Source organism: Mycolicibacterium gilvum, from assembly GCF_900454025.1.
GTDB lineage: Bacteria > Actinomycetota > Actinomycetes > Mycobacteriales > Mycobacteriaceae > Mycobacterium > Mycobacterium gilvum.
The window spans coordinates 4,182,463-4,204,215 of the sequence record NZ_UGQM01000001.1 but is presented as its reverse complement, the minus strand read 5'-3'; the positions used below and the strand labels follow the sequence as shown (position 1 = coordinate 4,204,215).

22 protein-coding genes are annotated in these 21,753 nt (G+C 66.7%); 13 read left to right on the top strand and 9 right to left on the bottom strand.

Annotated elements, in window-relative coordinates; all coding sequences use genetic code 11:
• Positions 1–2 precede the first annotated feature (2 nt).
• Entirely contained in the window at positions 3–479 is a 477-nt protein-coding gene (locus DYE23_RS19535) for a hypothetical protein (RefSeq protein ID WP_115327930.1), read from the top strand.
• Positions 480–499: 20 nt separating this feature from the next.
• On the opposite strand, the gene DYE23_RS19530 is transcribed toward DYE23_RS19535, so the two are convergent.
• The 4 genes from DYE23_RS19530 to DYE23_RS19515 are packed head-to-tail and all read right to left on the bottom strand — an operon-like array spanning position 500 to position 4,031.
• Positions 500–1,378: an alpha/beta fold hydrolase gene (locus DYE23_RS19530; RefSeq protein WP_115329038.1), complete on the bottom strand. Its 879-nt coding sequence runs from the start codon at positions 1,376–1,378 to the stop codon at positions 500–502.
• 13 nt (positions 1,379–1,391) lie between these two features.
• Positions 1,392–1,781, bottom strand: a complete 390-nt coding sequence (locus DYE23_RS19525) for a Rieske (2Fe-2S) protein (RefSeq protein WP_011893368.1) — start codon at positions 1,779–1,781, stop codon at positions 1,392–1,394.
• Between the two features lie 3 nt (positions 1,782–1,784).
• Entirely contained in the window at positions 1,785–2,927 is a 1,143-nt protein-coding gene (locus DYE23_RS19520; RefSeq protein ID WP_013471262.1) for an amidohydrolase family protein, read from the bottom strand.
• Between the two features lie 21 nt (positions 2,928–2,948).
• A complete protein-coding gene (locus tag DYE23_RS19515; RefSeq protein ID WP_115329037.1) occupies positions 2,949–4,031 on the bottom strand; it encodes an amidohydrolase family protein in 1,083 nt (360 codons plus the stop codon).
• A 279-nt stretch (positions 4,032–4,310) separates the two neighbouring features.
• Between DYE23_RS19515 and DYE23_RS19510 the strand changes: the two genes are divergently transcribed.
• From DYE23_RS19510 to DYE23_RS19485, 6 genes are read left to right on the top strand one after another with little or no spacing between them, the layout of a single operon-like run.
• The gene (locus tag DYE23_RS19510) at positions 4,311–5,306 is read left to right on the top strand and encodes an acyl-CoA dehydrogenase family protein (protein ID WP_115327929.1); all 996 of its coding nucleotides are present in this window, start codon (positions 4,311–4,313) and stop codon (positions 5,304–5,306) included.
• Complete coding sequence (locus tag DYE23_RS19505; RefSeq protein ID WP_011893372.1) at positions 5,306–6,481, top strand: acyl-CoA dehydrogenase family protein; 1,176 nt, start codon at positions 5,306–5,308, stop codon at positions 6,479–6,481. The genes DYE23_RS19510 and DYE23_RS19505 overlap by 1 nt, the downstream gene beginning before the upstream one ends.
• An 18-nt stretch (positions 6,482–6,499) precedes the next feature.
• A complete protein-coding gene (locus DYE23_RS19500) occupies positions 6,500–7,618 on the top strand; it encodes an LLM class flavin-dependent oxidoreductase (protein WP_115327928.1) in 1,119 nt (372 codons plus the stop codon).
• Entirely contained in the window at positions 7,615–8,784 is a 1,170-nt protein-coding gene (locus DYE23_RS19495) for a sulfotransferase family protein (RefSeq protein WP_115327927.1), read from the top strand. Before DYE23_RS19500 ends, DYE23_RS19495 begins: the two co-directional genes overlap by 4 nt.
• On the top strand, positions 8,777–9,562 hold the full coding sequence (locus tag DYE23_RS19490; RefSeq protein ID WP_115327926.1) for a sugar phosphate isomerase/epimerase family protein: 786 nt from the start codon (positions 8,777–8,779) through the stop codon (positions 9,560–9,562). The genes DYE23_RS19495 and DYE23_RS19490 overlap by 8 nt, the downstream gene beginning before the upstream one ends.
• Positions 9,563–9,564: 2 nt before the next feature.
• Positions 9,565–10,776 carry a DUF1214 domain-containing protein gene (locus DYE23_RS19485; protein ID WP_115327925.1) on the top strand — a complete coding sequence of 404 codons (1,212 nt, stop codon included), beginning with the start codon at positions 9,565–9,567 and terminating at the stop codon, positions 10,774–10,776.
• Positions 10,777–10,872: 96 nt separating this feature from the next.
• Here DYE23_RS19485 and DYE23_RS19480 read toward each other — a convergent pair whose 3' ends face one another.
• The 5 genes from DYE23_RS19480 to DYE23_RS19460 form a co-directional block, all read right to left on the bottom strand.
• Positions 10,873–11,313 (bottom strand): hypothetical protein, encoded by a 441-nt coding sequence (locus DYE23_RS19480; protein WP_013471270.1) that lies wholly within the window; start codon positions 11,311–11,313, stop codon positions 10,873–10,875.
• A 73-nt stretch (positions 11,314–11,386) separates the two neighbouring features.
• Positions 11,387–12,757 carry a cytochrome P450 gene (locus tag DYE23_RS19475; protein ID WP_099962704.1) on the bottom strand — a complete coding sequence of 457 codons (1,371 nt, stop codon included), beginning with the start codon at positions 12,755–12,757 and terminating at the stop codon, positions 11,387–11,389.
• A gap of 86 nt (positions 12,758–12,843) precedes the next feature.
• Positions 12,844–13,038, bottom strand: coding sequence for a ferredoxin (locus DYE23_RS19470; RefSeq protein ID WP_013471272.1), 195 nt, complete (start codon positions 13,036–13,038; stop codon positions 12,844–12,846).
• 10 nt (positions 13,039–13,048) lie between these two features.
• Positions 13,049–13,909 (bottom strand): mycofactocin-coupled SDR family oxidoreductase, encoded by an 861-nt coding sequence (locus tag DYE23_RS19465; RefSeq protein ID WP_115327924.1) that lies wholly within the window; start codon positions 13,907–13,909, stop codon positions 13,049–13,051.
• A 34-nt stretch (positions 13,910–13,943) separates the two neighbouring features.
• Complete coding sequence (locus tag DYE23_RS19460; RefSeq protein WP_115327923.1) at positions 13,944–14,645, bottom strand: SDR family NAD(P)-dependent oxidoreductase; 702 nt, start codon at positions 14,643–14,645, stop codon at positions 13,944–13,946.
• Positions 14,646–14,926: 281 nt separating this feature from the next.
• Here DYE23_RS19460 and DYE23_RS19455 point away from each other — a divergent pair, with 281 nt between their 5' ends.
• The 6 genes from DYE23_RS19455 to DYE23_RS19430 all read left to right on the top strand — a co-directional run bounded on the left by DYE23_RS19455 (position 14,927) and on the right by DYE23_RS19430 (position 21,748).
• Positions 14,927–16,423, top strand: a complete 1,497-nt coding sequence (locus DYE23_RS19455) for an aldehyde dehydrogenase family protein (RefSeq protein WP_115327922.1) — start codon at positions 14,927–14,929, stop codon at positions 16,421–16,423.
• 6 nt (positions 16,424–16,429) lie between these two features.
• Positions 16,430–17,638, top strand: coding sequence for a CaiB/BaiF CoA transferase family protein (locus tag DYE23_RS19450; RefSeq protein ID WP_115327921.1), 1,209 nt, complete (start codon positions 16,430–16,432; stop codon positions 17,636–17,638).
• 30 nt (positions 17,639–17,668) lie between these two features.
• Positions 17,669–18,850 (top strand): Zn-ribbon domain-containing OB-fold protein, encoded by a 1,182-nt coding sequence (locus tag DYE23_RS19445; RefSeq protein ID WP_115327920.1) that lies wholly within the window; start codon positions 17,669–17,671, stop codon positions 18,848–18,850.
• Between the two features lie 67 nt (positions 18,851–18,917).
• The gene (locus tag DYE23_RS19440; protein ID WP_013471278.1) at positions 18,918–20,081 is read left to right on the top strand and encodes a thiolase C-terminal domain-containing protein; all 1,164 of its coding nucleotides are present in this window, start codon (positions 18,918–18,920) and stop codon (positions 20,079–20,081) included.
• Positions 20,071–20,880 carry an MlaE family ABC transporter permease gene (locus DYE23_RS19435; RefSeq protein ID WP_013471279.1) on the top strand — a complete coding sequence of 270 codons (810 nt, stop codon included), beginning with the start codon at positions 20,071–20,073 and terminating at the stop codon, positions 20,878–20,880. The genes DYE23_RS19440 and DYE23_RS19435 overlap by 11 nt, the downstream gene beginning before the upstream one ends.
• A 10-nt stretch (positions 20,881–20,890) precedes the next feature.
• Positions 20,891–21,748: an MlaE family ABC transporter permease gene (locus tag DYE23_RS19430; RefSeq protein ID WP_013471280.1), complete on the top strand. Its 858-nt coding sequence runs from the start codon at positions 20,891–20,893 to the stop codon at positions 21,746–21,748.
• Positions 21,749–21,753 lie beyond the last annotated feature (5 nt).

The window sequence follows — 21,753 nt, the reverse complement described above, 5'->3', positions numbered from 1 at the left end:
GCATGCGAACAGCGGTGGTGCGAATCGGCGTTGACCTGGCCGGTGAACTGACCGCCGATCAGCTCGCTGCCGGCACGACCGAACTGGCGCGCCTCACGGCGGAGATCGGCGCCGAGTTGATCGACAACGATCTGGCCGTGCTGCCGCCGAAGCGTCGGGAGGTCGAGATCCTGATGACGGGCACGGAACCGGCGGCCCTGCAGGCGCAGGCGGCGGACCTGTGCGCCAGGGCGTTCCCCACCGAACCGGTGATCGGGGTGCTGACGTTCGTCAGCCACGGCACCGACGACGATGCGTACGGCGTACTCGCCGGCTTCGGCCTGTCCGGTGTGATCGACCGGACGCCGGGTGGGGACGGGTGGGACATCATCACCGTGACTCTGAGCAGAGCCGACCTGACCCGAATCCCGGAGAGCCGGATCCACACCGCGCTCGAGGCCTCGACCAACTGCGAGGTCCGCATCGTCCTCACGGACTGAGCCGACAAGGTCGACGTCGATCATTTCGACTTCTTCAGAAAGTCCAGAATCGCCGGGGCGGCCTGCACCCAGGTGTCGAACATGTTGAACCGCTTGACCTTCCCCGAGGCGCGCGCCTCGCCGGCACGCTCCCAGGCGTCCTCCGGCCACGGCGGGTCGATCACCTTGGAGCCCTTGATGAGGCAACTGACCTCCAACGAGGTCCGTTTGGGGTGATCCAGGTCGTTCGCACCGCCGCGGATGATCAGGGTCGGCACCGTGATGTTGTCGAACATCTCGTCCTCGACACCGGGAATGGTCTGTCCCGGCTTGGGGACGAACGCGTTGAGCCAGCGCAACATCAACTTCAGGAACGCCTCGGGATCCTGGTCGAGAATCCGCTGCTCGTTGTCCGGGTTCTCGGCGATGCGCTCCTGCCATTCGGCGATCTGCGACACCGCCTTCATCCCGGCGCCGCGGACGGCCAGGATGCTCGGCACGATGTAATAGGAGCCCAGCACGAATGACCCGTAGACGCCGCCGACGATGTTCCACACCACCAGCTTTCGGACCAACTCCGGATACAGCATGGTCGTGAGCATCGAATCGCGGGCGCCGCCGGAGCCGCCGAGCAGGATGACGGGGCCGATGTCGAGCTTGGTGATCAGCTGCTGCAGTGTCTCGGCGCGCATATGGGATTCGCTCTGGCCGTAGAACTGCACGTCGGATTTCCCGCAGTTCGGCCGGTCCCACAGCAGCACCCGGTAGCCGCCCTCCACCAGCTTCTTCGCCAGCGGCTTGAGCCCCGGGATGTCCTTGCTGAACCGGCCGCCCGGGGTCAGGACGATGAACTCGCCTTCTTTGCCGAGGATTTCGTAGACGACGGTGCCGCCGTTGATCTCGATCTTCTTGTTGGGCAAGGACACTCCAGATTCAGGCCTGGACGAGTACGTCGTTGCCGACGACCCGGACAGGATAGGTGCGGATACTCCATTCGGGCTTGACCGCGGTGGTCCCGGTCGCCAACTCGAAACCCCACTGGTGCCACGGGCAGAAGATGTACTCCTGATCCCGCACCATGACGGCGTCACCGGGGACGGACTCGTCGACGATGTTGCGGCCCCTGGCTCGGCCGGAGCACAGCGGACCGCCCTCGTGCGGGCAGTAGTTCGCGATCGCGTAGAAGGTGCCGTTGACGTTGTACACCCCCACGCCGTGGCGTCCGATGGGCACGAGTTTGTGTGTGCCCGGCGGGATCTCGTCCACTGTGGCGACGACGTGTTCACGCCCCTGTGCCAACCGGGGCGTCTTCTCGTTGTTCATGTGTCAGAAAACCCGTACCTGACCTTCGAGCGCGGGCACGGTGTCCGGCAGCTTGTAGGTCTCGATGCCGTTCTTGAACATCACCGCTTCCCGGGCATGCTCGGGCAGGTGCTTGACCAGCCAACGCGGATCGTCGAACGTCCAGTGCGGGTAGTCGCTGGAGAACAGCAGGATCTTCTCGCACTCCATCCACTCGAACGCCCGCGACAGCTCGGTCTTGTCCTCGGGGTAGTCCAGCGGCTGGGTCGTGAACTTGATGTGGTCCTTGACGTACTCACTGGGCTTGCGCTTGATCTCGACCCAGGACTTGCGGGCCTCGTAGAGCGCGTCCATCCGCCACATGAGCGGCAGGATCCACGTGAACGCGTGCTCGACGAACACGATGCGCAGGTTCGGGTGCCGGTCGAAGGTGCCGTCGAAGATCAGGCTCATCACCTGGTTCGCCGCCAGCAACGAGTAGGTCACCATGAAATCGTGGTTGTAGCTGGGCAGCCCGACCGGCGGCATGGGAAGTTCGTCGTAGTGGCTGCGCGACAGATGGCAGCTGACCGGGATGTCGTGCTTGGCCGCGGCCGCCCAGATCGGATCGTATTTCGGATTGCCCCAGGACGGCCGGGGTTCGGCCTTGATCAGGATCTGCGCCATGTAGGGATGCCCGACCCAGCGCTCGATCTCGGCGACGCTGTGCTCGGGCTCCTCGATCGCCAGGCAGATCGACCCACGCCAGCGTTCGTGCCAGTTGTTGTGACTGTCGAGCCAGTGATTGGCCTGCCAGTCGTTCAGCGCGCACGACATCGCGTGCTGCGCTTCGGGGATGCGTGCCGGGTACGCCGCAGGCTCCAGGATCGCGATGTCGGCGCCCGCCTCCATGATCAGCTGCTTGAACGCCAGATCCGGGTCGCTGCAGGCGAACTCGCCGTCGGACGGAAACGCGTCGACCCGCATCGCGTACGAGTGCGCGTAGTCGGGAGCGTCATAGTAGATCTGTTCACCGATCTTGCGGGTGAGGAAGTACTTGCTGCGCCACGGTTCGGGGATGTACTGCGTCAGTTCGCCGCGGCGGGGCGCCGGGTGGACGTCGGAGTCGACGCACCGGACGGCGATGCGTTCGGCGGCAGGTACTCGTGGATTGGCGGTAACGGTCATGATCGTGCCTCCTCGCTCCCTCTACTGTGCCGTAGCCGGGACGGAAATAACCGGACTTTGGATGCCGTACAGCTGTGCGGCGTTGCGCCAGCACAACTTGTCGCGCTGTTCGGCGGTGTAGGAGTCCGGCACCGTCAGTTCGTTGAGCTGCCAGTGCGGATAGCTCGATCCGTACATCACCATGTCGTCCTTGCCGGTGAACCCCGCCCATTCGCCGGCGAAATCGACGTCGCCCGGTCCGTCGAGGGCGCCCTGCACGAAGAACACGTGCCCGGGCAGGTAGTCGCTCGGCATCTTCGGCGCCCAGGGCGTCTGCTCCAGATGTGGCCTGCCGAAACAGTCCATCCGCCACATGAACGGCGTCAGCAGGTCCGCGGCGCCGTCGGCCCAGACGAACTTCAGGTCGGGCATCCTCTCGAATACCCCCTCGGCGATCATGTTCATCAGGTGATAGAGGAAGTTCAGCGCCGTGAAGCCGACGTACTGCTCGTAGGTACGGGTCAACCCATTCGGCGTCGGGGGCAGCGCGACACCGGAGCCGACCTCGAAATGCACCGCGACCGGCCACCCGGCGTCGACGGCAGCCTCCCACAGCGGCCAGAACTGGGGCTTGCCGTACACCTCGCGGGACTGCAACGGAATGCCGAGCTGCACGATCCTCGGATGGTCGCGGTACTTGTCGATCTCGCGCAGGGCGCCGGCGATGTCGTCGGGGTTGACCCGCAGTGTGCCGCGGAACCGCTCGCCGAACTCGGGGTGGTCGAGCCAGCGCGTCACCATCATCTCGTTGTGCGCCGACGCGATCGCGGTGCCGAGGTGGCGGTCGGGCATGATGCCGCGGGTCATCGGGTGCAGGATCGCGAGGTCGACGCCGCGGTCGGTGAACAGGTGCTTGGCGACCAGCTCAGGGTCCGACCCGGGGTACTGGCCGTCGGGCCCCTCGGTGCGCGCCGCGTACTCACCGCCGGGCGCGCCGTACCAGTCCATCTCGTAGTCCGGAAAACCCCGACTGCGGAACGGCTCCCGCAGGAAGGTCTTCCGGAGGTCCTTGTTGGACTGGCAGAAGATGTGCACGCTGGCATCGATCACGGGGACACGCACCATCCCGCTCGACCCGTCGGTGAATTCCTTCACGCAGCTTCGTCCTTTACTCTCGCGCGGCCGAACCGGGCGGCCGCCGACCCTCTCAGTGTAGATCGTTGTTCTTCATTATCAAGAATTCTGTTCTCCAGCAGATCGCTTAACGTCGGCGCTGGTAGAGGCAATTGCTGAACGCCCGCTCAGCTTTCTGGTGCCGAAAACGGATGCGCGTCGGATGAGAACGATGACACCGGATGCGAGAATGCTATTCTCGCGGCACAGCGGCCATCAGGAGGCATACGGGTGTTACTCGAGTTCGATGCTGATCAGCGGTTGTGGCAGGAGACCGTGCGCGACGCGGTGTCCAAACAGTGCCCCGCGTCGCTGATCCGCGGTATCGCGGAGAACGGGGTGGATCCGGCTCCGCTGTGGAACAGCTATCTCGACGCCGGCTGGACGGAGCTGACCGATCCGGAGAACGCGGTCGAGTTGGCCATCGTGCTCGAAGAGCTCGGACGCGCGACCGATCCCACACCGTTCCTCGCGACGCTGACCCAGTTCGCACCGCTGGTCGGTGACCGGTTCGACTCCGGCGGGTCCGGGGCCGCCGTCTACTCGGGGATCTCCGCGATCCGCGACGCCGAGGGCTGGGTGCTCACCGGGACTGACCGATTCGTGCTCGACGGCGACCGTGCCGACCGGCTCGCCGTGGTGACCCCGGCCGGGGTCTTCTGTGTGGAGGGCAGTGCCGTCTCCACGCGCCGCGTCGACGTGTTCGACCCGGTGCTGCACGTCGCCGAGGTGTCCTTCCCCGGCGTACACGTCGCCGAATCGGACCGGTTGGCCGTCGACACCGAGCGCGCGCACCACGTCGCGCTGATGGGGATGGCCATCACCACGGTCGGGGCCTGCCAGCGCATCCTGGACCTCGTCCTCGAACACGCGAAGAGCCGTCAGCAGTTCGGCGTCGCGATCGGCACCTTCCAGGCGGTGCAGCACAAGGCGACCGACATGTACGTCGCAATCGAACGCGCCAGGGCGCTGTCGTACTTCGCCGCCCTGACCATCGCCGCCGACGATCCGCGCAGACGGCTGGCCGCCGCGATGGCGAAGGCGTCGGCAGGGGAGTGCCAGGCGCTGGTGTTCAAACACGGCATCCAACTCTTCGGGGCCATGGGCTTCACCTGGGAGAACGACCTACAGTTCGCGCTGAAACGGGCCAAGGCCGGGGAGCTGCTGCTCGGCGGTGCGGCCGAGCACCGCGCGATCATCGCCGAGGAATACGGAAGGGACCTGTAATGCAACTGGCCTTCGATTCCGACGTCGAAGAGTTCCGCGCCGAATTCTCGGCGTTCCTCGACGAACACACGCCGTCGGCGGCCGAGACGCTGGAGCGCCCCCGCTCGGTGTCCCACATGCCGCAGTGGGCGCGCGACTGGCAGCGGCTGCTGTTCGACAACGGCTGGCTGCTGCCCGCGCAGCCCCCCGAGTTCGGCGGCCGCAACGCCAGCGTGCTGCAGACCTTCGTGCACGCCGAGGAACTGTGCCGGCGACGCATCTACCACAGCTTCAACCCGCAGGGCGTCAACATCATCGCGGCCTCGCTGCTGACGTTCGGCACCGACGAGCAGAAGCACCGGTGGGCCGTCCCGGTCCTGCGGGGCGAGCGCACCGCGTCGTTGGGCATGAGTGAGCCGAGTGCCGGCTCCGACCTTGCGTCGTTGCGCACCAAGGCCGTCCGCGACGGGGACGAGTTCGTCGTCAACGGACAGAAGGTCTGGACCTCCGGTGCCCACGACGCCGATTTCCTGCTCACCTTCGTGCGCACCGACCCGGATGCGCCCAAACACAAGGGGATCAGCGTTCTGCTGATCCCGACCGACCTCGACGGGGTGGTGTGCCGGCCCTTCGCCGACATGACCGGAATCGAGAACCTCGACTTCAACGAGGTCTTCTTCACCGACGTACGGGTGCCGGCCGAGAATCTGGTCGGACCCCTCAACGGCGGGTGGGGAGTCGCCAACGGATCGCTCGGACACGAGCGGACCATGATGTGGTTGGGCTTCGCCGACCGCATCGCCAACTGCATCGCCGATTTCGTGCCGCGGACTCCGCTGGAGCGCGACGCGTTGGCCAGCAGCATCATGGATTACGAGGCGCTGCGGCTGCTCGGGTCGGTCGGCATCGCGAAGGCGGCGCGCGGCGAGGTGGACGTCGCCTCGGTGTCGATCCCGAAACTCCTCGGTGCCGAGGCCGAACAGCGCATCGAAGGTCTGGCTCTGGAAGCGGCGGGTCTCGACGGGCTCGTGCATCCGGCGACCTCCGGGCCGTACGAGCACATGAACCTCGACCACTACTTCGCGAGTTGGTTCGAGCGGTACTGCCGCAGCTTCGGCGGCACGATCGCCGGCGGCACCTCGGAGATTCAGCGCAACATCATCGCCCAGCAGGTGCTGGGCCTGCCCAGGCGGTAGGCGAGAGGTGCTGCGGCCGTGAAGGTTCAGCCTGCCGCGTTCCTGCGCACCACACTGCCGCTTGACCTCGGGCAGCTCGCGCAGCTCGACAGCGGCCGGTACCACTCGATCTGGCTGCCCGACCACATGGTGAGTTTCTGGCCGGACTCGATCTGGACACCGGAATTCACCGATCTCGCCGTCGCGTCCCCGTCGCCGCATCGGCACCTCGACGGGATGGCGGTCGCCGCGGCCGCCGCGGTGCTGACCGAGAACGTGCCGTTGGCCACCAGCGTGGTGGACACCGTGCGGCGCCACCCGGCGTCGCTGGCGCAGAGCGCGCTGACCATCGACCATCTGTCGAAGGGGCGGTTCATCCTCGGGCTGGGCAGCGGAGAGCGCGAGAACATCGTGCCCTACGGATTCGATTTCCGTTCTCCGGTAGGCCGATTCGAGGAGGCTCTGCACGTCATCCGGCTGCTGTGGGACACCGAGGGACCGGTCGACTTCGACGGTAGGTTCTACCGACTGCGTCACGCGCGTCTGGACACCGAACCGTACGAGGGTCGGCGCCCGCCGATCTGGGTGGGTGCCAGCGGCCCTCGATCGTTGGACATCGCAGGCCGGTACGCGGACGGGTGGTGGCCGGCGGGGGCGTGGACCCCGGACGACTATGCCGAGAAGCTCACGCGGGTGCGTTCTTCGGCGGAGCGAGCCGGCCGTGACCCGCAGCAGATCACGCCCTGTTTCATCCAGGTCTGCCTGATGGGCCGCGACGACGCCGCCCTCGCCGAGATCCTGCAGGCGCCGCTGGTGAAGTCGTTCCTGCTACAGGTCTCGGCGGAGGTGCTGCGGAGATTCGGTTTCGAACATCCGATGGGGCCGGACTGGAACGGCTTTCACGACATCGACCCGGCGGTGCTGACCCGCGAGCGCATCGTCGAGTTCCTCGACCGCGTCCAGCCGGAGATGGTGCTGGCCATGGTGCCCCACGGGACACCGAAGCAGGTGGCCCGCGTCATCAAGGATTACGTCGACGCCGGCCTGCGGGTGCCCAAGATCCTGGACTACGCGGCGATGGCCGGAGGTGGGTACGCCGCGCAGTCTGCCGGCAATGTCCGCGAAGCCGAGGACGAACTGTTGAGGCTGTGCGGATGAGCGGATCACTGGACGCCGCCGCATTACTCGCCCGCGCGGAGGCGGAGACCGGGCTGCGCGACTACGGCGATCCGACGCTGCCGGAGCGGTTCGGAATCGCCGTCGACCACATCAACGCCCAGCAGATGACGCAGGACGGGTATCGCAAAGCCGCCGACGTCTGCCACTGGTTGCTCACCACCAGGCTGGAGTTCTTCGCCGACCGCGAACGGTTTCCTGTCGCAGACGAGGTGATCGACCGGCCGATGTTCGTGACGGGTGAACCCCGGTCGGGAACGACGCTGATGCACGCGCTGATGAGCGTCGATCCCGAAGCGAGGGCTCTGCGGTTCTGGGAGGTGATGTACCCGTCGCCGCCGCCGGGACTGGCAGAGCCTGGCGACGAGCGCAGGGCGCGGGCGGACGCCGACTGGCGCGAGATCAACGCGAAGGCCCCGAAATGGCTGCACAGCCATCCCTACAACGACATGCTCGGCGACGGCCTGCCCGAAGACGAACGCACCTGGGCATTCGACTTCCGCGTGATGACGCCGACGGCGTGGTGGCGGGTGCCGATGCAGACCGTGGTCGGCGGGCTGCCGACCGACGCCGCGGCCCAGTACCGGATCCACAAGGCCATGCTCGCGCAGTTGCAGTACGCGCGTCCGCGCAGGCACTGGGTTCTCAAGGGCTTCCACGGGTTTCGGCTCGCGGAGCTGTTCGACGCCTATCCCGACGCGAGTCTGCTGTGGCTGCACCGGGATCCGGTCCAGGTGGCGGCATCGCGGACGATGATGATGGCCGACATCCTCGAGGGGCTCGTCGGACCCGTCGACCTGCACGCGGCCACCCGGATGCACCTGGACCTGACCCGCGCGAGCATCGCGAACACCATGACCAACCCGATGGTCGACGATCCGCGCATCCTGCATGTCCGCTACACCGACTTCATCGCCGACCCTGTCGGGACGGTGCGCAAGTACTACGCCTTCACCGGCCGGACGCTGACCGACGAGGCCGCCGCGCGGATGCGCGACTACCTGGCGAACAACAAGGGGGACCGGCACGGCAAGTTCCGGTACTCCACGAGTCTGCTCACCGACATCGGGGAGGATCTCGACACGCTGCATGCCGAGTTCAGACCGTTCCGCGACAGGTTCGGCGTCGAGATAGAGAATCGTGGCTGAGATCTCCGGTGCCGCCGAGAGGATCTCGGTGCATTCCGTCACCTTCCACGGCGCGCCGCTCGACGAACTCCGTCGGGTATGGGAATCACTCGGCCTCAGCCGCCTCAGCCTCATCGACGCCCAGCTGCGACAGCCCGGCTTGACGGAAGCGATTGCGTCCGACAACTATTCGGTGGAATCCGTCTTTCACCTCTTCGAGTCCTCCGACGCGCTGCGCGGCGTGATCGACGCGGCCGCCGGCGTGGGCGCCCGAGTCGTCTACATGCTGACCGGCGGCCGCGGAGACCGCACGTGGGAGCAGGCCGCCGGCCGATTCTGCGATGCCGTGCAGCCCTGTCTCGACGCGGCGCGGCAGGCCGGTGTCGCATTGGCGATCGAGAACGCGTCGGGTCTCTACGCCGACATCCACATCGCCCACACGCTGTCCGACACGATCGAACTGGCGGAGTCGGCGGGGGTCGGCATCTGCATCGATCTGTTCCACTGCTGGACCGAGGCACACCTGGGCACCCTGCTCGACCGGGCCCTGCCCCGCACCGAGTTGATCCAGCTCAGCGATTATGTGCTCGGTGACAGATCGGTCCCGGCCCGCGCCGTTCCCGGCGACGGTGCCATCCCACTCGAAGCGATTGTCGCGCAGGCACTTTCCGCCGGGTATCAGCACGGATTCGACTTGGAGCTGATCGGCCCACGGATCGCCGAGGAGGGACCCCTGCCCGCCGCCCGGCGGGCCCGGACGTACGTCGCCGAACTGTTGACCCGTATCGGAACGAGTTAGACATGGCGTACGGAGACGGCCCGGACGACGTCGCGCTGCGGCGCGCGTGGGAGACGTTCTGCTATCAGGTCAAAGCGGCCGGGCAGCAGATCTTCAAGGAACACAATCCCGCTTCGGAGCTGCATCGTGTCGACGCATTGCGGTTCCTGACACAGAATCTCGGTCAGGCCTTCGACCTGGCATTGGAGACCCGCGACACGCGGTATCCCGGCATGCACGCATTCTGCGGGCCGACGCGCAAGTTGGGTGGTGACTGCGCAGACTTCACCTACCAGCAGGCGTGGATCGACGGTGATTCGGTCTACCGCATCCACGGCGAGCGGGGAACGGCGCGGTTCTTCAACATCACCGTGCAGGGGCCCCGACCCGACGGCCCGGGAGTGCTGCACGAACCGTTCGGCGACGTGCCCGAGGCCAGTCTGGCGGGAGCGGAACTCGCGGTCGATCACGACGGGACCTTCGAGGTGTTCCTCGGCGGTGCGCCCCGCGCATCGAACTGGCTACCGACCACCGCCGGGTCACGAAAGCTGTTCGTGCGGCAGGGTTTCGACTCCTGGGACGAGATACCGGCGAGGATCGCCATCGAACGGGTGGACATGGCCGAACCCAAGCCGCTACCCACCGCGCAGCAGATGGTGGACGCGATCGCCTGGGCAGGAGATTTCCTCACCGGCGTCATGGGCGACTGGCCCGAGTTCCCGTTCACCCACGGCGGCGTCGACGCCGACGCGCCGAACCGGTTCCCCGCGGTGGTGTCCACCGACGGCGACACCAAACGGGGCCGCGCCGCGGTGAACATGCACTGGGTGCTCACACCTGATGAAGCCCTCGTCATCGAATTCGACGCCCACGACGGGTTCTGGTCGCTGACCAACATGGGCGTGTTCTTCAACAGCATGGATTTCCGGTACCGCCCGGTCAGCTACACCCCGAGCCGAACTGCCGTCGACACCGACGGCAAGGTCCGGCTGGTACTGGCCCACACCGATCCCGGATTCCACAACTGGATCGACACACAGGGCTTCGAGCGGGGCAACGTCACCTACCGGCACATGCTCGACGGCGCCCCCGTGCCGTTGCGGACCGAGGTCGTGAAGCACTCGGAGCTCGCCGGCGTGCTGCCCGCCGACACCGCGACCGTCACCGCCGAGGAACGCCGCGCGCAGATGCGGGTGCGGTTCGACGCCGTCGGACGGCGCTATACGGCACTGTGATCGCGCACTGTGAGCGGCGGCGAAGGTGCGTGAAATGTACGCGTGCGGCGGTGTGTCGACGGGCAGACACGCGCGCTCGCGGTGCGGGGGGACGGACTACAGGCGCTGGAGTTTGAACGTCCAGAACTGGCTTCCCGGCGGACCGTTGAAGCAGCCGACGGCGAACTGCGAGTCGATGGTGCCCAACAGGGTCACCGCATCCCAGGAGTAGGTCTCGCGCGTCGGCATCACATGACCGGGGCACTGCAGCCCGTCGGGGACGTCGACGGTGAAGGTGTACCTGCCGTCGACCAGCCAGGCCTTGCTCTCGTAGTACTCGTAGAACTGCAGCCGGGGGCGGGCTGCGACGTTCACGCAGTCGGGGGTCTTCTCCGGGATGCACAGCGACACGAACCAGAACCACGACGCGCGGTTGTACCGGTTGGTCAGCAGGTCGTAGTTGCCCAGCTGCATGCCCGCGGCGCTCGACGGCGGCGCGAGGAACGTCGCCGTCGCCATCAACGCGACTGCCACGGCACCGATCTTGCTGAGCCTCATCGCTTCGTCTCCCGTCTTCGACCGCTAGTCATCGAACCATTTCGCCGTGAACTCCGGGCGAGATCGGCGCAAGCTAGTCGATGACCGCGGCTTCCTTGCGCTCGGTGATGGGCCGTGCGAGTTCCTGCTCGTTGCAGATCCGCTGCAGTTTCTCGATCGTCTCGTCCAGACCCGGTCCCAGCGGCTTGCCCGGGGTGAACGTCGCGGGCAGGTTGCGCATGCCCTGGATGACGCCGATGGAGTCGTAGTGGACCGTGCCCTCCGGGTCGCAGACGTAGTCGGGCATCCGGTCCAGCACCGCGGTGAGCATCGACTTGAACACCGTGCGGGCCACGTTCGACCCCACACAGCGATGGACGCCGATGCCGAAGCTGAAGTGCCGATTGCCCTTTCGGTCCAGCACGACCTTGTTCGGCTCGTCGAAGACCGCCGGATCCCTGTTGGCCATCGCCCAGGACAGCCAGAGCCGTTCGTACTGCTTGAAGCTCTGACCGGCGACCTCGACGTCCTCGGAGAACGTGCGGCCGTCGCCGGGTGCCGGGGTGAAGAACCGCAGGAACTCCTCGGTCGCGGGGGCCAGCAGCGTCGCGCGCTCGCGACTGAGTCGCTCCCGCTCGTCGGGATGCTCGCCGAGCCATTCGAGGGCGTGCGCGGTCAGCGCGGTGGTGGTGTCGAACCCGCCACCGATGATCAACCCCAGGTTGCCCAGGATCTCCATGTCGGGAGCCGGCTCACCGTCGATCCGCAACTGCAGCAGCGCATTCACCAGACCGGGCCGCGGGTTCTCGCGGATCTCCATCATGTTGTTGATGAGATCGATGCCCATCTCACGATGCTGCTCGTTGATCTTCTCGCGCTCGGGCGCGTGCTCGGGGGTGTACACCGACGCGTGGGTGGGCTCGCTGTAGACGTTCCACTTCTTGAGCTCGATGCCCATCATCGCCAGCGTGAACACCGCCGGTACCACGTTCGCCAGATGGTCGACGAAATCGATGCGGCCGGACTCGATGTGCTCGTCGAGCGCGGCCCGGGTGATCTCGTCGATGAACGGTTCCCAGCGTTTGATCGCCGCGGGGGACAGGTAGGGGTTCAGCGCACCCCGGTAGGTGCTGTGCTCGGGCTCGTCCATCTCCAGGATGCCGCCGCGAACGACGGTGGCACGGCTGGCCTTCGGGATCGTGATGCCCTGGAACGGTGTCTCACCGGAGATGTCGTGGTGGTTGGACACCGCGGGACAGCGCGCGAGCTCGAACACGTGCTTGCTGTCGGCGGCCACCCAGTGCCCGTTGTACGCCTCCGACCACGCCATCGGGCACTTGGCGTGCATCTCCTCGGTGATCTTCTCGAACTGCAGCCGGTACTCCGGGGTGTGCCTGTCGAAGTAGTAGGCGTTCTTCCTGCGGCTGTCGTCGGCGGTGCCGTCCACGACGTCGTCGACACTCAAGAGTCTGCTCTCCTTGCTCGCTGCGATGTCGGTGTAGTTCGTCAACGTGTGGATGACGAACTACGCCGAAATCGCAGATGGTTTCATCACTCTTCGATCGAGATCGCCTGTTCCGGGCATGACTGCACTGCCTCCCGGACCGCGGCCTCCTGATCAGGCGGGACGACTTCGTTGACCGGTGAGGCCGTGCCGTCGATATCGCTGAGTTCAAAGGAATCCGGTGCGATCATCGAGCACAGCGTGTGCCCCTGGCACTTCTCCGAATCAACCCAAACCTTCACGTGTGCCTCCCTATACGTGGTAGTCGTACCACTTGAGATAACCGCCGGCGTCGACCCGCAGCTGCATCCCGGTCACGTACCGTGACTCGTCGGATGCCAGCCAGAGCACTGCGTTGCTGATGTCCTCGGGCTCGATGTAGTTCACCTTCATCGCCTGTTGCACACCGAAAACCGGCTCGGCGTCGGCGCGGGTGGGGTTCGGCAGATCGGGCCGGAACGAACGGTACATCGGCTCGCTCTGCAGCATGTCGGTGTTGCAGTTGGTGGGGTGGATGACATTGGCGCGGATCCCGCGCACTGCCAGTTCGGTAGCCAGCGCGTGAACGTATTCGGAGATGAGGCGCTTGGAGATCATGTACCCCATCCCGCCGGGATCGCCGCCCGGGTTGGGCTTGTTGTGGGCGTCCATCAGCGCGGCGGCCGAAGCGGTCGCGATGATCGATGCGCCCTCCTGCAGGTGCGGCAGCGCGACCTGGATGGCGTTGATGGTGCCGACGAAGTTGGTGTTGATGCCGTCGGTCCAGGCCTGCATGGCGGGCTGGCCCTTCATGGCGGCGATACCTGCCTGGGCCACAACGATGTCGACCTTCCCGAACTCGGCAAGCCCGGCCTCGAGCGCTGCGCGCAGCTCGGCCTCGTTGCGCACGTCGGCCTGGGCCGTCACGATGCGCTGACCGGTCTTCTCGACGAAGTTCTTGGTCTCCTCGAGATCCTCCGGTGTGGCCATCGGGTAGCCGACGGTGTCGTAATTCCTGCAGATGTCGACGGCGATGATGTCGGCGCCCTCTTCGGCGAGCCGGACCGCGTGGCTACGGCCCTGGCCGCGCGCCGCGCCGGTGATGAAGGCGACCTTGCCTTGAACCCGTCCCATTGACACTTGTCCTTTCGATGAATCTGTTGGCTGGTCAGGTGTTCCGGCCGCCGTTGACGCCCAGGATCTGGCCGGTGATGTATCCGGCCTCTTCGGAGATGAAGAACGCGCAGGCCGCGGCGATGTCCTCGGGGCGTCCCATGCGCCGGACCGGTGTCTGCTGGATCTGGTGCTCGGTGTCGCCGAGGAAGCCGCGTTGTTCGGCCTTGCGGAGCATCGGGGTGTCGATGAAGCCGGGCGGCACGGCGTTGACGGTGATCCCGGCGGGCCCGTATTCGAGCGCCAGCGACTTCGTCAGCCCGTTGACCGCCGACTTGGCCGCGACGTAGGGCGACATGAAGGGCTGGCCCGAATGCGTGCTCGACGACGAGATGTTGACGATCCGCCCCCAGCCGGCCTCGATCATGTCGGGCAGGACGGCCTGGGTGCAGTGGAAGACGCCGTTGAGGTTGACGTCGACGACCTTCTGCCATTCCTCGAACGACAGGTCGAGGAACTTCTTGAACCGGTCCAGGCCCGCGGCGTTGACCAGAACGGTCACCGGCCCCAGCTCGGCACGCATCTCACCGAGCGCGGCATCGACCGCGGAGCGGTCCGTGACGTCGGCGGCGTACGAGAACTTCGCGTCGCCCGGGTTGAGATCAATCGTGGCGACCTGCAGGCCGTCCGCACGCAGTCGTTCCACGACCGCTGCTCCGATACCGGAGGCCCCACCGGTTACCACGGCGTTCTTCACGCGTCATCCTCACGAATCAAGAATCTTCCTTCCGATTATGAGAACCGTACTCTCGCACTGCGCAGAACCGCAAGACAAGACAGCCGGTGTGTTCGCACTGGTGAGACGTTCAACGCCGGATTGTCGCAGCCTTTTCTGCAGGCAATAGCGGTTCTCGTCATTTTCTTGAATTCTCATCTGCCGAATGTATGATTCGCCGCGAATGAGAATGAAGTTTCCATCACATCGCGCCGGCATCATCACCAGGTTCTGCGGGACGCGGGCGCTCCTTGAGGAGGACGATGCAGGAGACAGTCACGGTCCCGGATGCGACCAGCGGCACGGAGAACACCGATCGACGCGCCGCGCGCCGGCTGCTCATCGGCGGACAACTCGTCGACACCGAGCGGACGTTCGCGTCGTTGAACCCGGCCACCGGCGACGTCCTCGGATATGCGCCGGATGCCAGCGTCGCCGACGCCGAAGCGGCGGTCGCGGCGGCCCGCGCAGCGTTCGACACGGGGGACTGGGCCACCGACACGGAGCTGCGCATCCGCTGCCTGGAGCAGTTGCACGCCGCGCTCGTCGAACACCGTGACGAACTGGCGGCGCTGACGATCGCCGAGGTCGGCGCCACGCCCGCACTCTGCCAGGGCGCGCAGCTGGACCAGCCGATCGAGATCGTCCGCTACTACGCCGATCTGCTGAAGACCTATCCGCTGACCGAGGACCTCGGCAACATCGAGAGCCGCGGGATGCAGCACCACCGCTGGGTGGAGAAAGAAGCCGGCGGCGTCGTCGCGGCCATCATCGCCTACAACTACCCCAACCAGCTGGCGCTGGCGAAGCTCGCTCCCGCGCTGGCCGCCGGGTGCACCGTCGTGCTCAAGTCCGCGCCGGACACCCCACTGATCACGCTCGCGCTGGGCGAACTCATCGCCGAGCACACCGACATCCCGCCGGGCGTCGTCAACGTGCTCTCGGGCGCCGACCCGCAGGTGGGCGCTGCCCTGACCACCAGCCCCGACGTCGACATGGTGACCTTCACCGGATCCACGCCCACGGGCCGGGCGATCATGGCCGCCGCCAGCGGGACGCTCAAGAAGGTGTTCCTCGAGCTCGGCGGTAAGTCGGCCGCGATCGTCCTCGACGACGCAGACTTCTCCACCGCCGCCCTGTTCTCCGCGTTCAGCATGGTGACCCATGCCGGCCAGGGCTGTGCGCTGACCTCACGACTGCTGGTGCCCAGAAAGCACAAGGACGAGATCGTCGAGCTGGTCAAGAACAACTTCGGACTTGTCCGGCTGGGAGACCCGGCGGATCCGTCGACCTACATGGGGCCGCTGATCAGCGAGAAGCAGCGCGACAAGGTCGACGGCATGGTCAAGCGGGCTGTGGAGGCCGGCGCGACCCTGGTGACCGGCGGTGAGAAGGTCGACCCCGGCTACTTCTACACCCCGACGCTGCTCGCCGACGTCGACCCCGACAGCGAGATCGCCCAGGAGGAGGTCTTCGGCCCGGTTCTGACGGTGATCGCCTACGAGGATGACGACGACGCCGTGCGCATCGCGAACAACTCGATCTACGGGCTGTCGGGCGCGGTCTTCGGGAGTCAGGATCGGGCGCTGGGGGTGGCGCGACGCATCCGCACCGGCACCTTCTCCATCAACGGCGGCAACTACTTCAGCCCCGACAGCCCCTTCGGCGGCTACAAGCAGTCGGGAATCGGTCGCGAGATGGGCCGGGCCGGGCTCGAGGAGTTCCTCGAGTCGAAGACGTTCGCGACGGTGGTGGGGTAGATCAGCATGAGTAAACCTTTGGACGGCATCCGCGTGCTCGAGGTCGCGATGTACGGCTTCGTCCCGTCGGCGGGCGCGGTGCTCGCCGAGTGGGGTGCCGACGTCATCAAGGTCGAGCACGCCGTGACCGGGGATCCTCAGCGCGGCCTCCGCCAGACCGGGCTGCTGCGGGTCGAGGGCGACCCCAACCCGAACATCGAGCACGCCAACCGTCTCAAGCGCAGCATCGGGCTGGACATGTCGGTGCCCGAAGGCAAAGAGGTGCTGCTGGAACTGGCCCGTCGCGCCGACGTGTTCCTCACCAGTTTCCTTCCGGGACAACGGCAGAAGTTCGGGATCGACGTCGACGACATCCGCGCTGTCAACCCGAACATCGTCTATGCCCGCGGTAGCGCCCTGGGTCCGCGCGGCGAGGAGTCCGTCAAGGGCGGTTACGACATGACCGCGTTCTGGTGCCGGGCCGGCACGGCGGCCACCATCACGCCGCCGGGCACCCCGGGCATGGTCGGCCCGCCGGGGCCCGCGTACGGCGACACGATCTCCGGAACAAACCTGGCCGGCGGTATCGCCGCGGCACTGCTCAAGCGGGAGCGCTCCGGCGAGCCGTCGGTCGTCGACGTCTCGCTGCTCGGTAGCGGCCTGTGGGCACTGGGTCACACCGTGGCCCTGACCACCCACCTGGGGCAGCGGATGGAGGCCTTTCCGCCCGGTGTGCACGGCTCGCCGATCAACCCGCTGGTGGGCCTCTACGCCACGGCCGACGACCGGTACATCTCCTTTGTGATGATGCAGCCCACCAAGTTCTGGGCCGACGTGTGCAAGCACATGGATCTCGACGAACTGGCTGACGATCCCCGGTTCGCGACGGCCGAGTCGATCGCCGAGAACACCGCGGTGGCCAACGAGATCCTGACCGAAGCGATGGCCAAGCGCCCCCTGACGGAGTGGAGTGAGCGGTTCGCGACACTGGCCGGGCCGTGGGCTCCCGTGCAGGACACGCTGCAGGCCGCCGAAGACGCCCAGATCCGCGCCAACGAATATCTGGTGCAGGCAGGCGAACTCGAGCTCGTCTCCAACCCGGTGCAGTTCGACGTCGCCGCCCCCGTGTCGGGGCCCGCGCCGGGCTTCGCCGAGCAGACCGACGACATCCTCGTCGAGCTCGGTCTGGACTGGGACCGCATCATCGAGCTCAAGACCGCCGGCGCGGTCACCTGAGACCATCCGGTCGGGATCTGGAGAGATCGAATGCCTTACGTCACGTCCATCGGCACGTACCTGCCGTGCTGGGGTACGCCCCTGCAGCGGGTCGCCGGTGACGACGAAGACGCCGTCACGATGGCCGTGGAAGCGGGCCGCGCGGCGTTGACGAACGGTGGGGCGGTCGAGCGCGTGGTGTTCGTGAGCCGGGATCTGCCACTGCTGGAAAGCAGCAATGCCGCAGTGCTTCTCGCCGGCCTGGGCCTGGATCCGGAGCTGGAGGTCGACGAACGACTCGGCGGGGCGCCGGCCACGGTCGACGCCGTCAGCTCGGCACGTCCGCGCACCCTGATCATCGGCGCGGACCTGGCTCCTGCCGGCGCCGCCGCCATCCTGACTGCCGAGCAAGGGCTGCAGGTGCGCACTGCCGCGCGCGTCGCCCGCAGCCTTCCCGTCCGGACCCGCAATGCGACCGGTGACGTCCACGATTACGGCGACCCCCGGCTCCTGCACGAACGAGGGCTCATTGCGTCGCTGGCCGCGGCATGGCTGGACACCCCGGTCGCGGTTGCCGGGGTCGATCATGACCGGGCCGCCGAGCTGTGTCTGGGCGACCCGCCCGCGCTGCCGACCATAGGCGCCAGCGCGAGCCTGTTCGCGCTGGCGGGACTGGCCGAGCAGGGCAGGACCGGACCGTTGGTGGCCGTCGAGCAGGCGATCCTGTCGGGGATCAGCGTCAACGGCGGTCACGCCCAGACCCACCGCAGGGAGCCCGCGCCGCAGCCGGAGGCCGAACGGCGATTCTCCGCCGGGGGTGACATCCCGATCTCGCTGGCTGCCTACGAGCGCGCCTTCGAGGCCAAAGTGCGTTGGGAGGCCGGGCATTTCGCCGGCTCGGATCAGCTCGACTTCCCACCCCGGTACCGGGTCGGCGACGACGGCGCGCTGGCGACCCACTACGAACTGGTGCCGCTGCCCCGCACCGGGACCGTCTACACCGAAACGACCGTGAACATCCCCGTGCCCGGTCTGCACACCCCGTATTCCCTGGTCATCGTCGAACTCGACGGGGTCGGGGTGCGGGCGCTGGTGAAGGTCACCGGTGCCGCGCCCGGCACGGTCGACATCGGTGACCGCGGCCGGCTGGCCCTGCGACGCGTCGCGGTGCGCTCGGGCGTCCCCGACTATGGCTACGCGTTCGAGCCCATCAGGGCCGGGGCCGCCGCATGAGGACGCGAAGGCGATCGCGAGTGAGGATCGCAGCGAAGCGAGGACCGGAGCGAGCGGGAGCCGAGTCATGAGGAGGGCGGCGATCGTCGGTGCGGGGATGACCCCGTTCGCCGAGCATTTCGCGCTGGGCATCAAAGACCTGATCCCGATGGCTTTTTCGGCGTGTGCCGCCTCCGTCGACAAGGGCTTGGCCAAAGACGATCTGCAAGCCGCGTGGATCGGCGCGATGGGCACCGCCGACGGGTTTCCGTCCGGGATCCTCGCAGACACCCTGGGATTGCCGAACCTCCCGGTGACACGGGTCGAGAATTCGTGTGCGACCGGACATGACGCGATTCGCAACGCGCTTTTCGGCATCGCCTCCGGCGCGTTCGACGTCGCTCTGGTCATCGGTGCCGATAAGCTCCGGGACACCACCTCGGCCGGGATGTTGTGGGAGTGGGAGGCCATGGCGCGGGACATGGCCTGGGATTACCCGCTCGGCCTGGTCGCCCCGGCAGGATTTGCTCTACATGTTCGCCGATATCTCCACGAATCTCCGGCAACTGAAGAACACTTGGCCATGGTGGCGGTCAAGAACCACCGCCACGGAGCAAACAACCCGAAAGCGCGGCTGCGCTTCGAGATCACGATGGAGCAGGCACTGAACGCACCAACGGTGGTGACCCCGTTCCGGTTGTACGACTGCGCGCCGCAGAGTGACGGTGCCGCAGCGCTTGTGATTGCCTCCGAAGACGTCGTCGACAAGTTCACCGACCGGCCCGTCTGGCTCCGCGGCGTGGGCCTGGGACTGGATTCGGTGATGCATCAGCACAAGCCGGACCTCACCACGTTCCCCGCCAGCACGCGAGCGGCCAAGCAGGCGTTTGCGATGGCGGGGATGACGCCGTCGGACGTCGACGTCGCCGAGGTGCACGACTTCCTCACCGGTATCGAGCTGATCAGCTACGAGGATCTCGGCTTCGCCGAAAAGCTGGGTGGCTACAAGCTTCTGGAGGCCGAGGTGACCAGCGTCGGAGGCGCGTTGCCGGTGAACCCCAGTGGCGGGCTGAAGGCGAAGGGGCATCCACCCGGTGCCACCGGTGTGGCACAGTGCGTGGAGTTGTTCGCGCAACTTCGCGGCGACGCGGTCAATCAGGTCGACGGCGCGCGAATCGGGCTGGCGCACAACATCGGCGGACCGACTGCGGTCGCTGCGGTGACGATCCTGGAGGGGCCTGATGGCGGTTAAGGGGCCGGAGCGTTGGACGACGGGCATCTCGTTGCCCAATGGTGTGTCCGGTGCGATGCAGGCCGTCGGCGGGTTCTTCTCGATGGCACTCGACGCCGTGCGTTTCGTGTTCGTGCGGCCGTTCCAGTGGCGCGAATTCCTGGAGCAGTCGTGGTTCGTCGCCAAGGTGTCGATGGCGCCGACGTTGCTGGTGGCGATCCCGTTCACCGTGCTGGTGTCCTTCACGCTCAACATCCTGCTGCGCGAGCTCGGAGCGGCCGATCTGTCCGGCGCCGGTGCCGCTTTCGGCGCGGTCACGCAGGTCGGCCCGCTGGTGACCGTGCTGATCGTGGCCGGCGCCGGCGCCACCGCGATGTGTGCCGACCTCGGATCGCGCACCATCCGTGAGGAGATCGACGCCATGGAGGTGCTGGGCATCAACCCCGTCCAGCGGCTCGTCACGCCGCGGATGTTGGCGTCGGGCCTGGTCGCCCTCCTCCTCAACAGCCTGGTCGTCATCATCGGCATCCTCGGCGGCTACTTCTTCTCGATCTTCGTCCAAGACGTCAACCCCGGCGCCTTCGCGGCAGGCATCACCTTGCTGACAGGCGTGCCCGAGGTGATCATCTCGTGTGTCAAAGCGGCGCTGTTCGGCCTGATCGCCGGCCTCGTCGCGTGCTACCGCGGACTGACCATCACCGGCGGCGGCGCCAAGGCGGTGGGCAACGCGGTCAACGAGACCGTGGTGTACGCGTTCATGGCCTTGTTCGTGATCAACGTGGTCGTGACGGCTATCGGCATCCGGATGACGACGGGCTAGGGACGCAACCATGGGTACTTCAACGGTGATCCGGTCGCGCTTTCCGCGACTGGTCGACAATCTGGGCCGTCCGGTGGCCGTGCTGGGCCGGCTCGGTGACCATGTGCTCTTCTACGGTCGTGCGGTTGCGGGCGTGCCGCACGCGGCTGTCCACTTCCGCAAGGAGATCATCCGGTTGATCGCCGAGATCTCCATGGGCGCGGGCACGTTGGCGATGATCGGCGGCACCGTCGTGATCGTCGGTTTCCTCACCCTGGCCGCCGGCGGCACCCTGGCGATCCAGGGTTACAGCTCGCTGGGCGATATCGGCATCGAGGCCCTCACAGGCTTCCTGGCCGCGTTCATCAACGTCCGCATCGCCGCGCCCGTGGTGGCCGGCATCGGGCTCGCGGCGACCTTCGGCGCCGGGGTGACAGCCCAGCTCGGCGCGATGCGGATCAACGAGGAGATCGACGCGCTGGAGTCGATGGGCATCCGGCCGGTCGAGTACCTGGTGTCGACGCGGATCGTCGCCGGCATGGTGGCCATCACGCCGCTGTACTCGATCGCGGTGATCCTGTCCTTCATCGCGTCGCAGTTCACCACCGTCGTGTTGTTCGGCCAGTCCGGCGGACTCTACGACCACTACTTCGACACCTTCCTCAACCCGATCGACCTGCTGTGGTCGTTCCTGCAGGCGGTGTTGATGGCGATAGCAATCCTGTTGGTCCACACCTACTTCGGCTACTTCGCCTCCGGTGGTCCGTCCGGGGTGGGTGCCGCGGTGGGTAACGCGGTGCGCACGTCCCTGGTGGTCGTCGTGTCGGTGACCCTGCTGGTGTCGCTGTCGATCTACGGTTCCAACGGCAACTTCAACCTGTCGGGCTAGGGGGA